Annotated in this window: 20 protein-coding genes, 15 tRNA genes, 1 rRNA gene and 1 pseudogene; 3 read left to right on the top strand and 34 right to left on the bottom strand. The window is 40.7% G+C overall.

From position 1 onward, the window contains the following. Positions 1-141 precede the first annotated feature (141 nt). From G4V62_RS02105 to G4V62_RS02035, 15 genes are all read right to left on the bottom strand, one after another. Complete coding sequence (locus G4V62_RS02105; protein ID WP_165199114.1) at positions 142-1,395, bottom strand: alpha-L-fucosidase; 1,254 nt, start codon at positions 1,393-1,395, stop codon at positions 142-144. 83 nt (positions 1,396-1,478) lie between these two features. Further along, entirely contained in the window at positions 1,479-3,086 is a 1,608-nt protein-coding gene (locus G4V62_RS02100) for an extracellular solute-binding protein (protein WP_165199113.1), read from the bottom strand. Between the two features lie 503 nt (positions 3,087-3,589). Then, positions 3,590-5,215 (bottom strand): extracellular solute-binding protein, encoded by a 1,626-nt coding sequence (locus G4V62_RS02095; RefSeq protein ID WP_165199112.1) that lies wholly within the window; start codon positions 5,213-5,215, stop codon positions 3,590-3,592. A gap of 68 nt (positions 5,216-5,283) precedes the next feature. After that, positions 5,284-6,156: a carbohydrate ABC transporter permease gene (locus G4V62_RS02090; protein WP_165199265.1), complete on the bottom strand. Its 873-nt coding sequence runs from the start codon at positions 6,154-6,156 to the stop codon at positions 5,284-5,286. Between the two features lie 439 nt (positions 6,157-6,595). After that, a complete protein-coding gene (locus G4V62_RS02085) occupies positions 6,596-7,561 on the bottom strand; it encodes an ABC transporter permease (RefSeq protein WP_165199264.1) in 966 nt (321 codons plus the stop codon). A 242-nt stretch (positions 7,562-7,803) separates the two neighbouring features. Further along, the gene (locus tag G4V62_RS02080) at positions 7,804-8,301 is read right to left on the bottom strand and encodes a GNAT family N-acetyltransferase (RefSeq protein ID WP_165199111.1); all 498 of its coding nucleotides are present in this window, start codon (positions 8,299-8,301) and stop codon (positions 7,804-7,806) included. A 314-nt stretch (positions 8,302-8,615) separates the two neighbouring features. Then, positions 8,616-8,876 carry a metal-sensitive transcriptional regulator gene (locus tag G4V62_RS02075; RefSeq protein WP_165199110.1) on the bottom strand — a complete coding sequence of 87 codons (261 nt, stop codon included), beginning with the start codon at positions 8,874-8,876 and terminating at the stop codon, positions 8,616-8,618. 286 nt (positions 8,877-9,162) lie between these two features. Further along, complete coding sequence (locus G4V62_RS02070) at positions 9,163-9,939, bottom strand: sulfite exporter TauE/SafE family protein (protein WP_165199109.1); 777 nt, start codon at positions 9,937-9,939, stop codon at positions 9,163-9,165. Positions 9,940-9,988: 49 nt separating this feature from the next. Next, the gene (locus G4V62_RS02065) at positions 9,989-10,216 is read right to left on the bottom strand and encodes a sulfurtransferase TusA family protein (RefSeq protein WP_165199108.1); all 228 of its coding nucleotides are present in this window, start codon (positions 10,214-10,216) and stop codon (positions 9,989-9,991) included. A gap of 44 nt (positions 10,217-10,260) precedes the next feature. After that, complete coding sequence (locus G4V62_RS02060) at positions 10,261-11,388, bottom strand: MBL fold metallo-hydrolase (protein ID WP_165199107.1); 1,128 nt, start codon at positions 11,386-11,388, stop codon at positions 10,261-10,263. A 47-nt stretch (positions 11,389-11,435) separates the two neighbouring features. After that, positions 11,436-11,669, bottom strand: coding sequence for a glutaredoxin family protein (locus tag G4V62_RS02055; protein WP_165199106.1), 234 nt, complete (start codon positions 11,667-11,669; stop codon positions 11,436-11,438). Positions 11,670-11,807: 138 nt separating this feature from the next. Further along, a complete protein-coding gene (locus tag G4V62_RS02050) occupies positions 11,808-12,104 on the bottom strand; it encodes a rhodanese-like domain-containing protein (RefSeq protein ID WP_165199105.1) in 297 nt (98 codons plus the stop codon). Positions 12,105-12,141: 37 nt separating this feature from the next. Further along, positions 12,142-12,504: a rhodanese-like domain-containing protein gene (locus tag G4V62_RS02045; protein WP_165199104.1), complete on the bottom strand. Its 363-nt coding sequence runs from the start codon at positions 12,502-12,504 to the stop codon at positions 12,142-12,144. A 39-nt stretch (positions 12,505-12,543) separates the two neighbouring features. Beyond that, positions 12,544-13,023 carry a DsrE/DsrF/DrsH-like family protein gene (locus G4V62_RS02040; RefSeq protein ID WP_165199103.1) on the bottom strand — a complete coding sequence of 160 codons (480 nt, stop codon included), beginning with the start codon at positions 13,021-13,023 and terminating at the stop codon, positions 12,544-12,546. Between the two features lie 334 nt (positions 13,024-13,357). Beyond that, positions 13,358-13,969, bottom strand: coding sequence for a hypothetical protein (locus tag G4V62_RS02035; protein WP_165199102.1), 612 nt, complete (start codon positions 13,967-13,969; stop codon positions 13,358-13,360). A 156-nt stretch (positions 13,970-14,125) separates the two neighbouring features. Here G4V62_RS02035 and G4V62_RS02030 point away from each other — a divergent pair, with 156 nt between their 5' ends. Beyond that, positions 14,126-14,398 (top strand): alpha-glucosidase C-terminal domain-containing protein, encoded by a 273-nt coding sequence (locus tag G4V62_RS02030; protein ID WP_165199101.1) that lies wholly within the window; start codon positions 14,126-14,128, stop codon positions 14,396-14,398. Positions 14,399-14,808: 410 nt separating this feature from the next. Here G4V62_RS02030 and G4V62_RS20245 read toward each other — a convergent pair. Beyond that, positions 14,809-14,940 (bottom strand): annotated as a pseudogene (locus tag G4V62_RS20245) (alpha-amylase family glycosyl hydrolase); the annotation flags it as partial. Positions 14,941-15,014: 74 nt separating this feature from the next. Then, complete coding sequence (locus G4V62_RS02025; protein ID WP_212508634.1) at positions 15,015-15,677, bottom strand: YgaN family protein; 663 nt, start codon at positions 15,675-15,677, stop codon at positions 15,015-15,017. 313 nt (positions 15,678-15,990) lie between these two features. Between G4V62_RS02025 and G4V62_RS20765 the strand changes: the two genes are divergently transcribed. Both G4V62_RS20765 and G4V62_RS02020 read left to right on the top strand, forming a co-directional pair. Next, the gene (locus G4V62_RS20765) at positions 15,991-16,170 is read left to right on the top strand and encodes a transposase family protein (protein WP_376768251.1); all 180 of its coding nucleotides are present in this window, start codon (positions 15,991-15,993) and stop codon (positions 16,168-16,170) included. A gap of 672 nt (positions 16,171-16,842) precedes the next feature. Beyond that, positions 16,843-17,046: a transposase gene (locus tag G4V62_RS02020; RefSeq protein WP_376768250.1), complete on the top strand. Its 204-nt coding sequence runs from the start codon at positions 16,843-16,845 to the stop codon at positions 17,044-17,046. 311 nt (positions 17,047-17,357) lie between these two features. On the opposite strand, the gene G4V62_RS02015 is transcribed toward G4V62_RS02020, so the two are convergent. The 17 genes from G4V62_RS02015 to rrf form a co-directional block, all read right to left on the bottom strand. After that, entirely contained in the window at positions 17,358-18,317 is a 960-nt protein-coding gene (locus tag G4V62_RS02015; protein ID WP_212508633.1) for a tyrosine-type recombinase/integrase, read from the bottom strand. Positions 18,318-18,460: 143 nt separating this feature from the next. Continuing rightward, positions 18,461-18,542, bottom strand: a tRNA-Leu gene (locus G4V62_RS02010). 15 nt (positions 18,543-18,557) lie between these two features. Then, positions 18,558-18,631, bottom strand: a tRNA-Cys gene (locus tag G4V62_RS02005). 10 nt (positions 18,632-18,641) lie between these two features. Beyond that, positions 18,642-18,716 (bottom strand) — tRNA-Gly (locus G4V62_RS02000). 1 nt (position 18,717) lies between these two features. Then, positions 18,718-18,792, bottom strand: a tRNA-Gln gene (locus G4V62_RS01995). A gap of 15 nt (positions 18,793-18,807) precedes the next feature. Continuing rightward, positions 18,808-18,880: transfer RNA gene (locus G4V62_RS01990), tRNA-His, on the bottom strand. A 19-nt stretch (positions 18,881-18,899) separates the two neighbouring features. Further along, positions 18,900-18,973 (bottom strand) — tRNA-Trp (locus tag G4V62_RS01985). A 29-nt stretch (positions 18,974-19,002) separates the two neighbouring features. Beyond that, positions 19,003-19,086: transfer RNA gene (locus tag G4V62_RS01980), tRNA-Tyr, on the bottom strand. A 12-nt stretch (positions 19,087-19,098) separates the two neighbouring features. Next, a tRNA-Thr gene (locus G4V62_RS01975) sits at positions 19,099-19,174 on the bottom strand. 9 nt (positions 19,175-19,183) lie between these two features. Further along, positions 19,184-19,259, bottom strand: a tRNA-Phe gene (locus G4V62_RS01970). Positions 19,260-19,264: 5 nt separating this feature from the next. Then, positions 19,265-19,340, bottom strand: a tRNA-Asp gene (locus tag G4V62_RS01965). 21 nt (positions 19,341-19,361) lie between these two features. Then, positions 19,362-19,438 (bottom strand) — tRNA-Met (locus G4V62_RS01960). A gap of 10 nt (positions 19,439-19,448) precedes the next feature. Then, a tRNA-Val gene (locus G4V62_RS01955) sits at positions 19,449-19,524 on the bottom strand. 29 nt (positions 19,525-19,553) lie between these two features. Further along, positions 19,554-19,628 (bottom strand) — tRNA-Glu (locus G4V62_RS01950). A 35-nt stretch (positions 19,629-19,663) separates the two neighbouring features. Further along, positions 19,664-19,755: transfer RNA gene (locus tag G4V62_RS01945), tRNA-Ser, on the bottom strand. A 1-nt stretch (position 19,756) separates the two neighbouring features. Then, a tRNA-Asn gene (locus G4V62_RS01940) sits at positions 19,757-19,831 on the bottom strand. Positions 19,832-19,839: 8 nt separating this feature from the next. Then, positions 19,840-19,954: ribosomal RNA gene (gene rrf, locus G4V62_RS01935) — 5S ribosomal RNA — on the bottom strand. Positions 19,955-20,008 lie beyond the last annotated feature (54 nt).

Raw genomic sequence — 20,008 nt, 5'->3', positions numbered from 1 at the left:
TGTGTGGCTTATCTAAAGCTAAATTTACAAGAGCGATATTCAAATATCTCTCATCTGAATTAACAAAATACATAGTTACCTTGCAGTCATGCTGTGCTTCTCCAAGCTAGTCCTCTTTAGACGTGTGTACGTGATACATGATTATTGACACACATAATATAACCGCAGATCTCTTAAAACAGGGGTTCCTTCACTTTCAGTCACTTCAACCATTACACCGCGAACGTTGATCGGTGGTATTTGGATAATCGCTTTGTTACCAATGTTTCTTCCTTCATAAATCACACAGTGCTGACCTGTTTTTGCGGTGACAATCGTAACTTTAAAACGTTTTACCGCTTCACCATTTGTTAAATCTTCCTGAAGAACAACATGATCAATCAGCTGAGTCCCGTTTGCTCGATAGATCCACTGACCATCTGTATATTCACATTGCTCCATCGTAGCAAGCGGAGCGTCAAAGCGAGCGTTTATTTCTGCGCCAAATTCTCGTAAGCGTTCAGTATCCTTATCTGGCAGCTTCCCTTTTCTATCGGGTCCTATATTTAACAGTAAATTTGCTCCTCGCCCGACAGAATGATAATAGATGCCCATTAACTGATCCAAGCTTTTAATGGTGTGCTCATCACTGTCACTATAGAACCAATTGACACGTAGTTGAACATTACATTCTGCTGGTAGCCAAAGCTCATGTTCCAGCTTTTTTTGATCATCGGAGTAGATCGAGTAGTCTAATGAATCAACGGTATTCCAGCAAGGTACAGGAGCAATCCCATCCTCATTGCCCGCCCAACGGATATCGGGATCGGCCATATTGAATATAAGGATATTAGGCTGTAACGACCTGATTTGTTTAACAATGCGCGACCAATCATATTCGTGTCCTTCAGATCCTGCACCGTCAAACCACAGAATATCGATATTTCCATAGTTTGTCAGTAATTCGGTAATTTGATGAACAAAATAGTCATCATAGGCTTTGGCATCTTGGTTGTAAAATTGAGCATCCCCATCGTATGGAGAGTAATATAGTCCAGGTTTAATATCATATTTACGACAGGCCTGAACAAATTCAGCGACGACATCGCCTTTGCCTTCTTTCCAAGGTGATTGTGCGACAGAGAATGTCGTATATTTTGACGGCCAATTTGAGAAACCGTCATGGTGCTTCGCTGTTAACACCGCATATTTCATTCCGGCTTCCTTGGCGGTTCGTATCCACTGCTCACAATCTAATTCAGACGGATTAAATGCACTCGGTGACATTGGCCTATCGTCAAAATCTACGTATCCTTCATAGAATGTCCGAAGTCCAAAATGCAGGAATAGTCCAAACCCCCAATGTTGGAATTCGAGTTGTCTTTCTGTTGGTTTAATGAATGATTGTATGCTCATAATGTAAAATGCCTCCAAGTTTATATTTGATCGGTCAGAGAAAAAGGGGGGACTGTGCACTCCCCCTTTTCAACATTCATTAATTATTTATATTTTTCATCATATGCTCTTTGGTAAATACCGACAAACTCCTCAAGGCCGATTTGCTGTAATGTATTCACATATTCATCCCAATCGCTGTCTAAATCTGATTCTCCAGTAATAAAGGCTGCTGCCATCTCTCCGTGAAAATCGGAAAGGGACTGTTCAATTTTGGCCATTTTATTAGAATCTTCTTCACTAAAGAAGAGTGGTGGAATCGGCTCTATTGTGTCCGAAAGGTAGGGCTCATACTGTTCAGTTGCACCCCATAATAATGTTTCAATATCGCCTTCTGGAACGGCACGGCTCGACCGAAACTCTTTCGTTCTTAAAGATGGGCCCGTTTGATCCCAATGCGCATTGTGAATATGTCCATTCTTTGTAATTGTTTCATATGTTGCCTGTTCCCCATTTAAAGCAAGCACACCTTCCTCCGGTTTAAACCATTCCTCTCCTTCTCTGCCAATGACAGAACGCATCGTAATGTCTTCATTATACATCGCATCTGCCCAGCGAAATGCCACTTCAGGGTGTTCGGCTTTATTCGTAATAATAAACTCGGCAGGACGTGTGACTAAACTCGGCACAAAATGCGTTACGCGTTGACCACTCGGTCCCTCCAATGGTGGAATCACGACGTAATCGTTCATTCTCCCATCTACATCTGCGTACGCGATCGAGGCAGATACAGCTGTGCCTAAAATGGGTGTCCCCGGATTTTCTCCTAGTTGTTTAAACTGCTCTGCATTTTGTGTGAATGAACCAGAATAAATCAGTCCCTCTTCATACAAATCACGTAAGTAGGCAAGACCTTCTTTATATTCTGGCTTATCCCAAGGCGCAATCACCTTTCCGTCAACGATGTGTAAAGCGCTATAAATAAACGGATCCATTAAAAAACCTGGGTTTGCCAACGATGTGTACCAGCCATTGTATTGACCAGATAACGGAATTTCGTCCGCTTTTCCATTACCGTTTGGGTCGTTATTTTTAATGGCTAACAAGAGATCTTTATATTCTTCCGTTGTTGTCGGGATGTCCATGCCTAATTCCTCTAGCCACGGTTCGTACACCCACATTTTTTGCGGCATACTGCAGTGATAACACTCATTAACTTGTGGCAAAGAGAAAATATCTCCGTCAGGTGTCGTAATGTCATCTTCAACTAACGGCATGTCTTCAAACATCTTTTTCGTTTCGACACCGTATTCGTCGATCAAGTCATTTAAAGCTAAAAACGTACCATTCTCTCCATACAATCTTAGCTGCGATCTGCCAATGCCCATATCCATAATGACATCTGGGTATTCACCACTTGTCATAATTAAATTCAATTGTTCTGTCGAACCTTCAGCGGGAAGGACTTCCCAGTTTACGTGAACCCCTGTTTTTTCTTCATACCACTTCGTAAATGCATTCGTTTCAAAGTCTTCGACCATGGCATTTGCCGGGATTAAGACATCTAGCTCTACTTTTTCTTTCACGATCGGAAATTCTCCGGCCGCTGTAACAATGGGATCAGAACTATCAGCACTCGTATTCTCATCATTTGAACAAGCCGTAATAAACACGATAGACAACACTAGAAAAAACAGCCTTTTCCTGATCATTGAATACCTCCCTAGAGCTGTAAGATTTTTTCTTAACTCACAAAGAAGTCTTTTTTTCTGAAATTTAAAGTTGATCAAGAGCTTGTTTTTTAACGTTTGCCATCTCTTGTCATGCAAAACAAGGACTTTCACAACCACCATAACCCTTTTCTGTTTCAACCTCTCTGACCATTCTGTTTTAAGCCTTCGCAAACAGTTGTTATCAACCTATGTCATGATCAGTCGCCCTCCCAAAAATCATTTTTTAGAAATTAATGCACCTTCTGCAATCCATTATTTAACTTGGATCAGAGTGGCTGACTTCATGCGCTAAGTTCATTATAACCTCCTTCCACATCATGTCGATTCTAACCCGACTTCTCAACGTGGTACATGTGAGCTTAACTAAATTTATCCCCTCCCTTTTAAGTTTTGATATAAGGTAACACAGAAAAGGGTCCGTGTTATCATTCACTCCCCTTTTCTTACCACACTACGATTAACGCAATGACGCATTCACTAAATTATTTATATTTTTCATCATATGCTCTTTGATAAATATTTACGTACTCATCAAGACCGATTTGTTGTAAATTATTAATATACTCATCCCAATCCTTATCTAAATCTGACTCTCCAGTAATAAACGCTGCTGCCATCTCTTCGTAGTAATCCGTTAAGGACTGTTCAATTTTCGCCATCTCATTAGAATCTTCCTGACTAAAGAAGAGAGGTGGGATTGGCTCGATGCTATCTGAAAGATATGGCTCATACTGCTCGGTCGATTCCCATAATTTTGTTTCTAAATCCCCCTCTGGAACAGCACGGCTCGATCTAAATTCTTTTGTTCTCAAGGATGGTCCTGTCTGACTCCAGTGCGCATTCTGAACAGGCTCATCAAGTTTAATCGTTTCGTATGATGCCTGCTCCCCATTTAAAGCAAGTACACCTTCTTCTGGTGTAAACCACTCTTCTCCTTCTCTGCCAAGCACGGAACGCATCGTAATACCTTCATCATACATCGCATCTGCCCAGCGGAAGGCAACTTCAGGGTGCTTTGCTTTATTCGTAATAATAAACTCGGCAGGGCGTGTGACTGGATTCGGTACAGAATGAGTAATGCGTTGACCGCTAGGGCCTTCTAACGGTGGAATAACAACATAATCGTTCATTCTACCATTCACATCAGCAAAGGAAACTGTTGCAGAGACAGCGGTTCCTAAGATCGGTTCATTTGGATTTTCACCCAATTGTTTAAATTGTTCTAAACTTTGCGTAAATGAACCAGAATAAATGAGCCCCTCTTCATACAAATCACGTAAATAGGCAAGGCCTTCTTTATATTCTGGTTTATTCCAAGGCGCAATCACTTCTCCGTCAACGATGTGCAAATCACTATATATAAATGGATCCATCAAAAACCCTGGCGTAGCCAACGAAGTGTAGTATCCGTTGTATTGTCCCGATAAAGGAATCTCATCCGCTTTTCCATTACCGTTTAAATCAGTATTTTTAATGGCTAACAAAAGCTCTTTATACTCTTCTGTTGTTGTCGGGATGTCCATGCCCAATTCCTCTAGCCACGGTTCGTACACCCAAAGTTTTTGTGGCATGCTGCAGTGGTAACATTCATTGACTTGAGGTAAGGCAAAGATATCTCCTTCAGGTGTCGTAATGACATCTTCGACAAGGGGCATATCTTCAAACATTTTTTTCGTTTCGACGCCATATTCGTCAATCAAGTCATTTAAGGCTAAAAAGCTGCCACTTTCGCCATACAATCTTAGTTGGGATCGTCCAACGCCCATGTCCATAATGACGTCAGGATACTCACCACTTGTCAGAATTAAATTTAATTGTTCTTGCTGACTTTCATAAGGAATAATCTCCCAATTAATATGCACGCCTGTTTTTTCCTCATACCATTTCGTAAATTCATTTGTTTCAAAATCTTCTACGATAGAATTTGCAGGAATTAATACATCTAATTCAACTTTCTCTTCTACGATCGGAAACTCTCCCGGCGCTGTTACAATCGAGCCAGAGCCACTTTCATTGCCCTCGCCACTTGCATTTTCATCATTTGAACACGCCGTCATCATAACAAACATGATAAGCAGTAATAGAAATAGCATTTTGTTCTTGAACAATTAAAGACCCCCCGATAAATAATTTTACTCTCATTACTTTTGTGAGATCATTCAAAAGGCATTTTTCTTTAGCCTTTTAAAGAACCTATCATAACCCCTTTAACAAAATGTTTTTGTACAAACGGATAGATGATTAATACGGGCAATGATGCGACAACAATCGTGGCATATTTTAAGAGTTCTTGAAGCCCTATTCGTTCTTCTAAATTTGAAACATCAGACATCATTGACGGGTCGACTTCATTTTGTACTAATATATCCCTTAACACGAGTTGTAAAGGAAATAGATCGGCATCTCTTAAATAAATTAAGGCGCTAAAATATTGGTTCCAATGTCCAACGGCATAAAACAATGACATCACCGCAATGATCGGTGCAGACAGCGGAATAACGATTTTCCATAAAAACTTAAAGTCATTACAACCATCAATTTGCGCAGATTCCAAAAGTTCGTTTGGAATCGTCGATCTGAAGAAGGTCATCGTAATAATGACGTTAAATACTGCTAAACCATTCGGAACCAGCAAAGCCCATCTCGTGTTTAACATCCCTAAATCTCGAACGAGGAGGTACATTGGAATTAATCCACCATTAAACATCATCGTAAAAACAAACATGAACATAAAGATGTGTCTGCCTCTAAAATCTTTTCTCGTTAATGGGTATGCGGCTAAAATTGTCAGCACAATATTGATAAAGGTTCCAACGACCATGTAAAACAGTGAATTCGCATATCCTCTCCAAATGGCGTCATGGTTAAAAACCTCCTGATAGCTCTTTATACTAAAATCAACTGGCCACAACCATACCTTTCCACTAGATACAGCTTCAGCCGAACTAAAAGAAGCGCTTACAACAAAAATGAGCGGATATAGAACCGATGCCACAAAGAGTGACAGTAACACATAGTTGCAAATCGTGAATATCCGATCACCCTTGATTCTGGAATTGAAGTGTTCATAGTGCTCCCTCCCTTATATGTGTTCGCCGTAGAATTCAGGACAATTAATTTTCCAGTTTTCGTATCGATATTCACTCAGCACGCCTAGGATTTATTGATTGGGCTAATGACCATTGATCATAGGTGCTTTTCTTAGCCCTCATTTCGCAATGGATATGAACCGTTCACGAGCTGCCATAAGCACAACTTTTTCACTTAGCCAAATCAATTTAAAAATCATTGATGCTATCATATAAACAACCAACATTTTAAAGCGGTAAAATACTCCTTCAAAATAATCTTGCAAATTATTCCGTATCTTGTCTGCATCAAGGTTTATTTTAAAGATGCTCGACATTCAATTGTGAAATTTCAATTAATTAATTGTAGTTTTTGATTATTGTTTGCAAATTTATTTCCTTTCTAATATCGTGCTTAAATTACCATAAGCCCTGTTTTGTGATTACCTTAGCAATTTTGTTTGCGCTTACAATTAGAATAAGACCTACAACTGCTTTAAATAAGCCAATGGCTGCTGAATACGAATATTGTGGAATCATAGCGGTTAGACCTATTTTATATACATACGTGTCGATGACTTCTGATGCGGAAATATTAAGTGAATTTTGCATCAATAATACTTTTTCAAAGCCTGTATCTAAAAAGCCACCCATATTTAAGATGAGAATAATGACCGCTGTAGGTAAAATTCCTGGAATATCGATATGCCAGATTCTTTTTAACTTAGAGGCACCGTCAATAATCGCCGCCTCATGGAGCTGCGGGTTAATTCCTGCCAAAGCTGCCAAGTATATAATGCACGCAAACCCTACATTTTGCCAAACATCTGACCAAACGAAGATCGATTTAAAGAGACCAGGTTCGCCCATAAAGTTAATTTCGCTAATGCCCATCGTTCCAAGCAATTGATTCACAGGTCCCCTTGGGTCGAGAATCACTAATATGATCCCCACCATCACAACAACAGAGATAAAGTGTGGCGCATAAGTAATCATTTGCGCTGCTTTTTTAAATCGTGCGCTATACACATAATTTAGACTTAATGCCAAAACAATCGGGAGTGGAAAAGTAGCTAACACTTGATAAATGCCTAGGATAATCGTATTATTCATCACTCGCCAAAACTCATAGGAATTAAAAAACTCAATAACGTGCTTCATGCCTACCCACGGACTGCCAAAAATGCCGTCAATAGGGTTATAATCTTTAAATGCGATAATTGCCCCGTACATTGGATAATACTTAAAAACTAGGATGTACAGAAGAGGCAAAGCAAAAATGACATAAAGCTGCCAACCATTTTTAATATCTTTCCAAAACGAGGTTTTTCTCTTTTGCCTTAATTCTTTTTTTACATCTGATTTAGGCACAGACGTCTTAGACATTCCCATTGTCACACCCCTTTATAAAACAAATAAAGTTAAGCATTACCACTTGTTATCGGTAACATTACACTATCATAGACTTACTGCGAAAACAAGTTATTATCAGAAAAATAAAAAGGTTTGTAATCAAATGATTTTTAAATGCGCATTTCTGAAAAAGGCCTATAAATCTATGTATCGCAAGTATCAGTATGCTCCCGAATTCTTGTTTACGGGAGCAGCTATTGACCTAAAGAAGATGACTATACCAATTTTGACATATAGTATTCATCCACATATTCTCCGTTCAAGAACAAAGAATTTCTTTTCGTGCCTTCTACTTGAAATCCTTGCTTTTTATACAAAGATAGACCTGCCTTATTTTCCGTAACAACCGTTAACTCTATGCGATGGATATGATGGTCCTTTGCCCATTTTTCTAATTCCTTAAATAATTTGGTGCCTACGCCTTTTCCTCTGTAATGAGTTAAAATTCCTACGACTATGTATACTGAATGCTTGTTTCTTCTTGCACTTCCGCCCTTAGCAAGTAGGAAGCCAACAAGTTCATTGGCATGATCTGCAACGAATATCGTGGAATTCTCACTTTTTTCGATAGCGTCTATTTCTTTAGCTTGCTTTGCAATATCAACTTTTCTTTCCCTAGCCTCCCAAAGCATATATTGCGAGCTTTCTTCAATTTCCTTAATTAAAAGAGCGAATTTTTCAGCATCAGTCTTTTTTATTTCTCTTATGTTCATATTTCCTCCCCCTACCCATTTTTGCCCCTGTGATGGCGACTTTGCTTTTGTATTTAACCATATCATTGTATGTGATGCATTTTAAATACTAAACTGAAAGTGACTGACTTTCACGAAGAAAAGTGTAGTCAAAGTCCGTGAGCGGCAGCGAGTATGTATCGAGTTTTAAGAAAATACACAAATACTTAAAGCCTGTGTCTGAAAGTATTTGCACAATTATAATGAAAACGACGAGCAGGGGTTTACATACTCGTCGTTTTACCACCCTTTTATATCAAGCCTGCCTTTAGAAAATGAGTTATTTAGTATCAGGGTTATCTACTTTTCACAAGTAAATGAACAGCTTCGTTGATGAGGTGTTCAGAGCTTTCACCAGCTTGCTTTTCATTACGAATGCAGTATGCAAGGTTTGTACTTACCATTAAGGCCGCGGTACGATCGAGAGCACTTCTTACGGCTGACATTTGCGTGACGACATCCCGACAATCTTTTTGTTCTTCCATCATACGTATTAAGCCTCTCACTTGTCCTTCGATTCTTTTCATTCTATTCTTCAACTGAGCATTGTACTCCATACTAGCGCTCCTCCTTCCTTTTTTAACGAGATGGACTTTTAATGGTAGCGGTTCTTTCAAGAGATGGTGAAGAGTTTGTGCGAGGATGATCAAGCCAACGGAGAACAGCTAACAGTGTTAGTCATCAGGCTTTGCAACTTTTAGTAAAAAAACAGATCATTGCCCAACCAATAGAAACAACAAGTTACGCTTGATCAACTTGCCGTTTCTACTGGCTCCACATAAAAAGCTTTGTGAAAATGAATCTTGACGGTGTGTTCCTTCCAACCCTTATTTCATTTATACATTAGAATATATCCATCCATATCTTGATCGCGGTAGCTGCGATCAATACTGCTAATATGACTTGTAAAACCTTCGTGTTTACCTTTTTACCTGCGTTCGCACCCAAAGGCGATGCAATTAAACTTGCAATAATCATAATGACAGCTGGAAAGTAATCGACCTGTCCGGTTGTCACTTTTCCTACGGTTGCACCAATAGATGAGATAAAAGTAATTGCTAATGACGATGCGATCGTCATACGTGTAGGAATTTTAAGCACGACTAGCATAATGGGTACTAATAAGAACGCCCCTGCTGCTCCAACAATTCCCGCTCCAATACCAACAATTAAAGCGAGAGACGCTGCCAACCATTTATTAAACTTCACTTGATCTAATGGAATATCATCAATCCCTTTTTTAGGGACAAACATCATCACCGCAGCGATTAACGCTAATATGCCGTAGGTGAGATTGATTCCTCCTTCAGATAATAATTTCGAGCCGTATCCGCCAATAAAACTACCGATAAGAATACTAACACCCATATAAGCGATCAACGATTTATTTAAATAACCGCCTTTTCGGTAGGCCCATACACCGCCAATCGTGGCAAAAAGCACTTGAACTGCGCTAATTCCTGATACTTCATGCGCTGTAAATGCGGCTACACCGAATAATGGCGGAATATATAACAACATTGGATATTTAATAATGGATCCGCCTATACCAAGCATCCCTGAAATGTAAGATCCGATAAAACCAATTAAGAATATCGTAATAATAAATGCAAAATCCATGAACTTCCCCCCTTGAGTAAAGGGAACCATGTACATGGCTCCCTTTTATTTAACCTTTCTTAATCCAAAACTTTAATACCTCATTTTCTTCTGTACTATCTAGGAGCTCATGTCCTCCAGATTTCGCCCAGGCAGTAATATCACTTTTAGAGCCTTGATCTGTTGCGTGTACTTCTAAAATTTGACCAGATTCTAATTCATTCATCGCCTTCTTAGTTCTAACGATTGGCATTGGGCAAGCTAATCCCTTTGCATCTAATACTTTTGTCACGTTCATTTTTCATTCCTCCAATGATTTTTAGTTTAAATTTAGATTAATCATTAACGTACAGCACAACGGTTCGGTCCAATTTCCATTTCTCTTTGCTTTTCTTCTTCTGGCGTTATTTTACCCATATTTGTTTCACGAATTTCTTGGTATGCATTCGGTTGTGGTGGTAGATTTTCTGTAACTAACTTTCTAAACTCTGCTTCGTCTTCAATATTTAAACCGTGGTTTTTTGCAAAGAGAGTGCCTAGTTTTTCAGCGACGCTCCCATCTTCATTTAATTCATCGATGATCATAAAGTGTGCTGGCAAGACAATAAGCTCCTCTGACAACTCTTTGTAGCGAGAATAGAGACTTTTTCTTAAATCGCCAACCCAATCCTCAGCCTTCCCGGCTAAGTCTGGTCGACCAATCGAATCGATAAATAAGATATCACCAGACAATAAGAATTGCTCATCAATCACAAAGGATGTGGACCCGATTGTGTGTCCTGGCGAATATAGGGCTTGAATGTCAATTGCAGTATTCCCAACCGTTACAACATGACCATCTTCTAAAGCTCCATAGTCAAACGTTACTTCTTCGGCATCTTTCGGTGGCAGCCAGTATGTTGCCCCTGTTCGTTCAGCAATCTTTCTGCCCCCAGAGATGTGATCCGCATGAAGGTGGGTATCCAATACATTTGTGATCTTCGCTCCTTTACTTGCAGCAAAGTCTACAAAAACATCTGTCATACGCGTGGCATCAATGATCGCTGCTTCACCATCCGAGATGACCATATAAGAAAGGCAGCCTTTACCAATACGAACAAATTGATAAATTTCTCCGCCATCTTTTAAGTCGCCGACTTTGACAGGCTCTAAGTGTTCACTCCAGGCTTTCATCCCCCCTTGAAGATATGACACTGCCAAACCTGCTTCAGATAGCATCTCTGCCACCATGACCGATGAGCCTTCTTTTGCACAGACAACTAACGTTTCTTGATTTGCCGGGATTTTATCTAGGATGCCTTCAACGCCTTCCAAAAGTTCGAAATAAGGAATGTTCAAGTATGAAAAATGTTCTCCTTCAACCTTCCAATCTTCAAATGCATCTTCATTACGAACATCTAAAATGAATAGCTCCTCTTTATTGAACACCTTTTGTGTCACTTCATGTGCTGTCATCATTTTTACAGTCATATATTTTTACCCCCTATGGTATTATTTTTGCCAAAAAAATATGATGTTTAGTTCTCTAAAGCTTTCATAAGACGACTTGGGTCATAGCCCATAATCCACGTCCCATTCACGTCTGTTTGTGGCACACCCATTTGTCCTGTTGTTTGAACAACATACCGCATAGCTGCAGGGTCCTTTTCCATGTTCACCTCTTTAAAGGCGACATTTTGCTCAACTAAGAAATTTTTCAGCATCACACAATATGGACATTGCGTTGTCGTATACACAGTGATTTTGTTCATCGTTTTCTCTCCTTATGTTTTAGTTTCTCCAACAACACTATATCTTTTCATCCATTTACCTTCCGACTTCAACACACCATTCGCTTTGCTCTACCACAACCTAAATACCAGTACGGGTATATTAGAGTTTAAAAAAAATTACTCTGTTTCGCCTTCCCACGCTAGCATGCCGCCAGTCATATTAATGCAATTGAAGCCGTGGCTTTCAAGAAATTCTGTCGCACGACCACTTCTACCACCAGAACGGCAAACCATAATATATTCTTTTGCTTGATCTAACTCATGCATACGAGCTTCAACCAAACCTAATGGAATGTTCACTACACCGGGTATTTTTCCTTCAGCGACTTCATCCACTTCACGAACATCGATCATATTAACTTCTTTATTTTCCTCTAGTAAGTTTTGCAATTCTTTTGCAGATATTTCTTTCATAATGGATCATCCTCTTTCTTTTTTAATGATGGTCAAGTTATCTCCAGGCACTCATGCCGCCCTTGACATTAGTTACATGTGAAAAGCCTAATTTCTTTAAAGTCTTCGCTGCTTTTTGACTTCTCATCCCGCTTTGACAGATGACAATAACTTCTTTATCCACTGAAAGTTCCTTGGCTGCTTTTTGTCCAATGGTATGAAGGGGAATATTTTTAAAGCCTTGAATATGATTCCCTTTAAATTCACCTGTTGTGCGAACATCGACGAATTGCTTGCTTTTGTCTTTTAACTCTGTCTTCAGTTCTGCAGTTGAAATATTCTTAACCCCTTTGACGGGAATAAATCGCTGAACAATAAAGATGAGAATGAGCGCAAAAATAACGTAATTCACATAGTCCATTCTATGACCTCCAAATCATGAAGCAGAAATCCAGCATGATTATATAAACAAGTTTACGTTTCCTTCTTCAGCATCACCAAGATAAGCTGCAACCCCTGCATATTCGATATCGTTTAACAGTTCTTCTTTTTGCAGGCCTAATAAATCCATGGTCATCGTACAAGCCACCAGCTTAACATCTTGTTCTTGCGCCATCTCAATTAAGCTCGGTAAACTCATTGCGTTATGCTTTTTCATGACACTTTTGATCATTTTTGGTCCAAAACCAGCAAAATTCATTTTTGAAAGACCCATCTTGTCAGAACCTCTAGGCATCATTTTGCCAAACATTTTTTCCATAAAACCTTTTTTCACTTCAATGGGCTCATCTTTACGCAAGGCATTCAAACCCCAAAACGTGTGAAAAATCGTCACTTCATGATCGTAGGCAGCCGCTCCGTTGGCAATAATATAGGCTGCCATTGCTTTATCATAATCACCACTAAATAGTACAATGGTTGTTTTTTTCTTCTCAGACATGTTCATCCTCCTATGTTTTCGTTTTTTACCGTTACCCCTATGGGTATTAATAATAATAAAATAAAAAGCGGGTGTCAACCCTCTTATCAAGTTCGCCACATGCATCGCCGTGTCCGTCTGACAATGCTTATAATATACCCCGTCAGGTATTTTGTCAACAAGAACGTAAAAATAATTTCTAAGACTAAAACACAAGTGATTATCGAGGCCAGGGTCATCGCTGTGGAAAAATTAGCCCCTCCTCTGTTTTTTTAATTTAGGAAAGGCTCAATATGTCTCCTTTTTCGACCGCATGAAAGTTTGCCTGAGCGTTTTGTTAGTGGAAAGTGAACGATTACGGATTGACTGCTGTCAAAGGAGCTACAAAGTCTATGCTTTTCTCAACCGATTTGTCGATATAATCAATGATTTCATCGTTACTGTATAATTCTAATGGTTCGTTCATTAAATCATGATCGATTGTAAAATCTTCGTGCAACAATTCAAGCAACTTGACTAAATAATTGGCATTGTATCCTTCTATTTTAACGCTAGGGATGGTGTGCGAATGTAATTGCAGAGAATATAATTCAATCATCCTGCCATTTAACCTCCTAAAGTCACGATATGTTGTTTGTAATATTTTGTTGTTTTGGTCAGAAGAAATCTCCCCATTTTTCTTCAAATAGAAATCCAGCCACACATCCTCGGAAATTAAATGACACAAATACCCTAAATAGAAAGGTTCATTCATTGCATGTTTATATGTTTCATAAAATCTTACATAATTAATATAACTTTCCCCAGCCTCGTCTATATCCTTAAAATGCGTGACGCCTTTTCGAACGCCCATGAGTCCGTGTATATCTGGTGCAATCCCGCCTAACAAAAATTCACTTTGATCGTTAATTTTTATTTTATCGGCTATGATAGACGAAATACAGTAATGCATTATTCTTGATCCCAAAAGAACACCCCTTCACTTTTCGAACTAATTTTGTCAAAAGCATCATGATTAATCTGAATTTTAACATAACTGATCACAGACAACATCCATTATATATCTGGTTTTTGTCACTATGAAAAGTCGTCCTTCAGGAAAACATTGCTACTTCGAAGTTGAATGGTTCTTACACTAAAGGCAGAGGAAACGCTAATTTATGGTCGCTATGACCTGATCTTAAGGGATCATGACCAAGTCTTCGCCTATACACGAACACTTGGAAGTGAAAAATTTATCATTCTGACCAACTTGTTCAATGAGAAAGCGGAATTTGAACTGCCAGAGTCATTGCAGGATCAAGAGTTTCAATTGCGGTTAAGCAATAATGATGACAATCCTGCTGACCAAACGAGCCTCATGCCGTATGAGGCGAGAGTGTATCAGCTCATATAAATCAAGAAAACTAGATGAAACCCTACGGGGAATCATCTAGTTTTTTGACTTTAGTGCGTATTGGACAAAGGGTCTGCAACCTTCGTTAGCTAAATTGCCGAAAGTAGCGGGGGTTAAAGTAACACGAGGGGATCGAAAGGTGATCGCTGATAGCAGAGCAAGCCTCTTCCCAATGATTTAGTGGTGAAGGCTTATTTTAGTTGGAAAAAAATAACATGAAAGATGCTTACTGATATCGTTATTTAGCGCTGCTAAAAATCATTAGTCATTCTTCAGTATTCATTCTGTGTTCTGAGGCAGTTGATCGCATAACGACAGTCGCGTTGGCTACGTGCTTGTTTTTGAAACGATTATGCCAAATGTATACTATATGCCAAATGATATTTTTACTTAGCGCGATTCTATTAGACGTAGGGATAGATCGATTCAGGGTTTTTCATTTCATCTTCCACATTGATTTCCTTGTAATTCGGATTGACCTTCAACCATGGGGTGCCCGTCGTAAACCCGGCATTTTTCTCTTTATTCCACTGCATAGGCGTTCATTACGTTTTTATTGTGCCATAAACACAGCGACAGACCTGTTATTCAGGCTAAAGCTTACTTTTCTAAGCACTTACTTCATAAATTCAGCTTTAAGCAAGTAAGCAACATCAATGTCTTCCAACGTTTTCTTACGTTCCTTAACATCTTCATAAAAATTCGCGACAGAAATACTCATGTTATTTGCGTCATTCGAATAAACAATATGCCCCAGAACGATTTCCCCTTCGTCCACGGTGATCTCGCCCATATGAGGCCCCCAAGAGGAACTCGACATATTTTCTAGTTCAGCCGCATCTTCATCAAAACCTTCTACTGAAGCAAAGCTGTTGTTACTACGAACACTTAGATGAAAGGCTTTATGCTTTTCATGATCATTTTTTGAGCTTGCCACAATTATTGAGCCGCTTTCCTTGATATCTGTTGTGACTTGACTTACTTGTTCATTAACCAATTCACCTAATTCATATTTCTCAATCCAGACAGATACCTCTTCGTATGGACTGTCTACATTGAAATCAAACACAAACGATTGATCAGAAATCGTCGACAATATAGCATCTTCTCTCTCTGTTAATTCAGCATAAGAAATCGCGTCCGCTTTAGGGTCGCTACACGCCCCTAAGGCAAACACCACCAGGACGATTGTTAACGTTGTACATATTTTTTTCATTGATGTCCCACCTTTACTGTCGCGTTCTGCAACTGCAGAATTCCCCCATTTATCTATCTCCATAATCTTACTATTATGATAAAATTCACGCAATATGTAAGGAGGAAGTTTCCAATACATAGTTCAAACCAAAGTAAAAAGCACCTCAGCGAAAATGAACAATTAAAATAAACTGGTCAAATTTGCAGACCAGTTGTTGATCATTTAGGGGTTTGTTCGTTCATATTGTTAAAAGGTGGGTTTATGGCACAATAAAAACGGTTCTTACGGCACATTTGAGGAGTTTCATTTAAAAGAGATGAGAGAATTTTTATATAAAAAGGAAGTGGATTTTATGCATAACTTGCTTCAGCATCTGCATTCTCGCTAAGAAGTTGTGTCCGTCTATGATACTTCCAAATCATTAGATATTGTTGCTTTTCTTCCCAGTTCCTCAGCGCGATGCCCTCACTGTTCCATCACTTCCAGTAGCAGACATAGTTCCTATATGCGTAAAATAGCTGATTTACCTGTTCAAAGTCGGTCAATTACCATATACCTCAAAACGGCAAAGTAGTTTTTGTCGAAATATCAATAATGTAAAAAAAGTATTTACTGAGCGCCACTCTTGGCTTAAACCTTATCAGCGAAGAACGGTGCGTATGGAAGAAGCACTTCGAGCTATTGTGTTCTCTACCAGTGCTTTACAATCAGAAAAGGTGTGCAAAAAAAGACCGACTATGGATAGCAAATGGGAGCGTGTGTGCAAGTAATATCTCTTAAAAAGTATGGCCATACAAAGCAAGCAATTGCTCAAACCCTGAAAATCGATCCACGCACTGTCACAGCTGACCTTCAAAGAGACCAGCCAGAATACGTAACGCGAAAACCTCACCTCTACCAGTTGAAAAATGGAAAGATCAAATCAAGGAGCTAGAAACAGCCGGTCATACTGTCCGAATGATTTTTCAAATCATAAAAGAACATGGATTTTACGGAACATTTGGCTCTGTTCGCATGCATATTGAAAAAAAGCGCAAGGAACGTAAACAAGGCATCCCACATAAAGCACCCACCTATTATTCTCGAAGGGAGATTCGTCGTATTTTATGGTAAGCGAAAAGCATCTCAGACAAAGAACGAATGATTTTAAACGAGATGTTACAGCGTTTTCCAAAACTACAGCCTCTCTTTGCATTCCTACAAGGGTTTCGGGAAATAATTTCAAATCTTGACGAAGAAGGTCTCCGTGAGCTTGTATTACACGAAAAAGTTTATAGAGCGTTTAATGATCGATTTGCCATCTGTCATGCATGCTTGCAAATTAAAAGAAAGCAACGGTTTCGTTGAAGGACATGTTAATCGGTTAAAAACAATTAAACGAATGATGTATGGGCGAGCGAGTTTTGAATTACTTATAATTCGAGTCCTATACTATGGTACATCCATTTAAAATTAACAGAAATGTATATAGTGTAAAAGGTGTTGGTATTCCCCAAAATACCGTAAGAACCGTTTTTCTCTTGCAAAATTAGTCACAATTATGGGCGATTCTTATCGTTTGAAGGATCATTTAACGAAAGAATCCGAGTGATTTTGTACATTCTTAAACAAGCGAAAATGTACATGTTTTCGTTGACATTTATACTGGACTAGACGTCACGCCGTGCGATCTAATCGAATACATAAAAGAAACGGACGCAAAAAACCCCGACCGCTAAGGCCGGGCTTCTTTAGGTTTCGACAAACGCTTAAAACAAACGCCTAAAATAAACGCTCAACTGGCGAGAATTTCTTATGGTTTACCGCTAAGTCTTTCGAGAAGAAGTTGACGTATCTCCGCACCATATCTAAGGTCTCATGCCCTAGTATCTTCTGTAACGTAAAGGTGTCCGCGCCGTTTTGAACGCTCATTTTCGCGAAAGTATGGCGTAAGGTGTGCGGACTGCACCTTACGTTTGAAATACCGGCTAGAACGCCGTACTTATGAATAGCGGTTTGTATCGCGCGGCGAGAAACTGGTTTATTGTCGATATTTACGAAAAGTGTATCGTGGTGCAGCTCACCTCTTACCGCCACGTAACGTCTTAACTCACGCTTAACTGTCGACTGTATCGGGAGTAAGCGGTCTTTTGCGCCTTTACCGTGTACTTTAATAGCGCTGTCGTCTGCCCACTGAATGTCTTTTAGCGATACCTCCGTTAGCTCTCGAAGGCGAACGCCCGTCTCAAGCATGATAAGCATTATCGTATAATCACGTACCCCGGTAAACGTCTCCTTAGCTGGCGCCGCTAATAACGCCCGCATTTGCTCTTTCGTGAATGACTCGATATACCGAGATTGCTGCGTAACTAGCGACACGGTATTGAACGGACTTTCTTTGATTAACTTTTCGTCTACGAGGTAATTAAAGAACGCTCGCAAAGCGCGCAGTCTAGCGTTAACGGTTGTGTCTTTGCGTTTTTCGTCCATCATCCGCAATATAATATGTGTTTTAATATCCTTCGCGGTTATTCGTTCTGGACTCGTATCAACGCCCGCCCGCTCTAACATACCGCCGGCTTTGAGTAATTCGCGTGCATAATATTTTACGGTGTACTCGCTTCGATTCCGCACCTTCAGTTCTCGCAGGAAAAGGCTTACCGCGCTTTCGTAATCCTCTACCGCTGCAGCGTCTGTTTTCTGTAGAATCGTGTCATCTAGTTTATTTCGCCTTCTTACCAATCGTATACGCCTCCTTTGGTGGTTTCGTAGGTTCACCGCACAACGACCGAATCGTACGCAGTATAACGATTTTCAACCAAAGAAAAACGCCTTTCCTAACGGAAAAATCCGCTAAGAAAGGCGCCATATCGCCTTTTCTCTGATACCGGTGGCCGGGGTCGAACCGGCACTCCGTGAGGAACACGATTTTGAGTCGTGCGCGTCTGCCAATTCCGCCACACCGGCACGATGTGAAATATTTGGAGGCGGTACCCGGATTTGAACCGGGGATAAAGGTTTTGCAGACCTCTGCCTTACCACTTGGCTATACCGCCATAAAGCCAATGGAGCGGAAGACGGGATTCGAACCCGCGACCCCCACCTTGGCAAGGTGATGTTCTACCACTGAACTACTTCCGCGTGGCTGGGCTAGCTGGATTCGAACCAGCGCATGACGGAGTCAAAGTCCGTTGCCTTACCGCTTGGCTATAGCCCAAGAAAACAAAAAAAGGGCGACTGATGGGAATCGAACCCACGAATGCCGGAGCCACAATCCGGTGCGTTAACCACTTCGCCACAATCGCCATGATGGAGGTAAAATAATGGCAGGGGCAGTAGGAATCGAACCCACACCGGAGGTTTTGGAGACCTCTGTTCTACCGTTAAACTATGCCCCTACATATTCAAATATGATGATTAAATAAAATGGTGGAGGGGGACGGATTCGAACCGCCGAACCTGAGGGAGCGGATTTACAGTCCGCCGCGTTTAGCCACTTCGCTACCCCTCCACAATGATTAAGTGGTGCCGGCCAGAGGACTTGAACCCCCAACCTACTGATTACAAGTCAGTTGCTCTACCAATTGAGCTAGACCGGCTCACACTGGTGGTGGCTCGAGACGGAATCGAACCGCCGACACGAGGATTTTCAGTCCTCTGCTCTACCGACTGAGCTATCGAGCCTTGACTGGCGGTCCCGACCGGGATCGAACCGGCGATCTCCTGCGTGACAGGCAGGCATGTTAACCGCTACACCACGGGACCATTTGAAAATTATTTATGATTTGGTTGCGGGGGAAGGATTTGAACCTCCGACCTTCGGGTTATGAGCCCGACGAGCTACCAGACTGCTCCACCCCGCGGCGTTTTAGATGGTGGAGGATGACGGGATCGAACCGCCGACCCCCTGCTTGTAAGGCAGGTGCTCTCCCAGCTGAGCTAATCCTCCGGATATTGCTATTATTGCTCTGAATAAAATGGTGACCCGTACGGGATTCGAACCCGTGTTACCGCCGTGAAAGGGCGGTGTCTTAACCACTTGACCAACGGGCCATTCATGTTAAGAAAAGATGCTGTTATGTAGTCTATGGCGGAGAGCGAGGGATTCGAACCCTCGAGACAGCGTTAGCCGCCTACACGATTTCCAATCGTGCTCCTTCGACCTCTCGGACAGCTCTCCTTGGCTCCACAGGCAGGATTCGAACCTGCGACCGATCGGTTAACAGCCGATAGCTCTACCACTGAGCTACTGTGGAACGATATGGCCTGGCAACGTCCTACTCTTGCAGGGGCGGACCCCAACTACCATCGGCGCTGGAGAGCTTAACTTCCGTGTTCGGCATGGGAACGGGTGTGTCCTCTCCGCTATCGCCACCAGACCTTATTAAAATGACAAGGATGATTGTATAACATTTCTTGCGAAATGTCAAGAG

This window comes from Litoribacterium kuwaitense (genome assembly GCF_011058155.1).
GTDB classification, from domain to species: domain Bacteria; phylum Bacillota; class Bacilli; order Bacillales; family DSM-28697; genus Litoribacterium; species Litoribacterium kuwaitense.
Note: the sequence above shows the minus strand (reverse complement) of the source record. Positions and strands in the feature narration are given on the sequence as shown.

Coding starts and splice junctions, on each gene's coding strand:
- G4V62_RS02105 (WP_165199114.1), bottom strand. CDS start 1,395: ATGAGCATACAATCATTCATTAAACCAACAGAAAGACAACTCGAATTC.
- G4V62_RS02100 (WP_165199113.1), bottom strand. CDS start 3,086: ATGATCAGGAAAAGGCTGTTTTTTCTAGTGTTGTCTATCGTGTTTATT.
- G4V62_RS02085 (WP_165199264.1), bottom strand. CDS start 7,561: ATGTCTAAGACGTCTGTGCCTAAATCAGATGTAAAAAAAGAATTAAGG.
- G4V62_RS02080 (WP_165199111.1), bottom strand. CDS start 8,301: ATGAACATAAGAGAAATAAAAAAGACTGATGCTGAAAAATTCGCTCTT.
- G4V62_RS02075 (WP_165199110.1), bottom strand. CDS start 8,876: ATGGAGTACAATGCTCAGTTGAAGAATAGAATGAAAAGAATCGAAGGA.
- G4V62_RS02070 (WP_165199109.1), bottom strand. CDS start 9,939: ATGGATTTTGCATTTATTATTACGATATTCTTAATTGGTTTTATCGGA.
- G4V62_RS02065 (WP_165199108.1), bottom strand. CDS start 10,216: ATGAACGTGACAAAAGTATTAGATGCAAAGGGATTAGCTTGCCCAATG.
- G4V62_RS02060 (WP_165199107.1), bottom strand. CDS start 11,388: ATGACTGTAAAAATGATGACAGCACATGAAGTGACACAAAAGGTGTTC.
- G4V62_RS02055 (WP_165199106.1), bottom strand. CDS start 11,669: ATGAACAAAATCACTGTGTATACGACAACGCAATGTCCATATTGTGTG.
- G4V62_RS02050 (WP_165199105.1), bottom strand. CDS start 12,104: ATGAAAGAAATATCTGCAAAAGAATTGCAAAACTTACTAGAGGAAAAT.
- G4V62_RS02045 (WP_165199104.1), bottom strand. CDS start 12,504: ATGGACTATGTGAATTACGTTATTTTTGCGCTCATTCTCATCTTTATT.
- G4V62_RS02040 (WP_165199103.1), bottom strand. CDS start 13,023: ATGTCTGAGAAGAAAAAAACAACCATTGTACTATTTAGTGGTGATTAT.
- G4V62_RS02030 (WP_165199101.1), top strand. CDS start 14,126: ATGGTTCTTACACTAAAGGCAGAGGAAACGCTAATTTATGGTCGCTAT.
- G4V62_RS02025 (WP_212508634.1), bottom strand. CDS start 15,677: ATGGAGATAGATAAATGGGGGAATTCTGCAGTTGCAGAACGCGACAGT.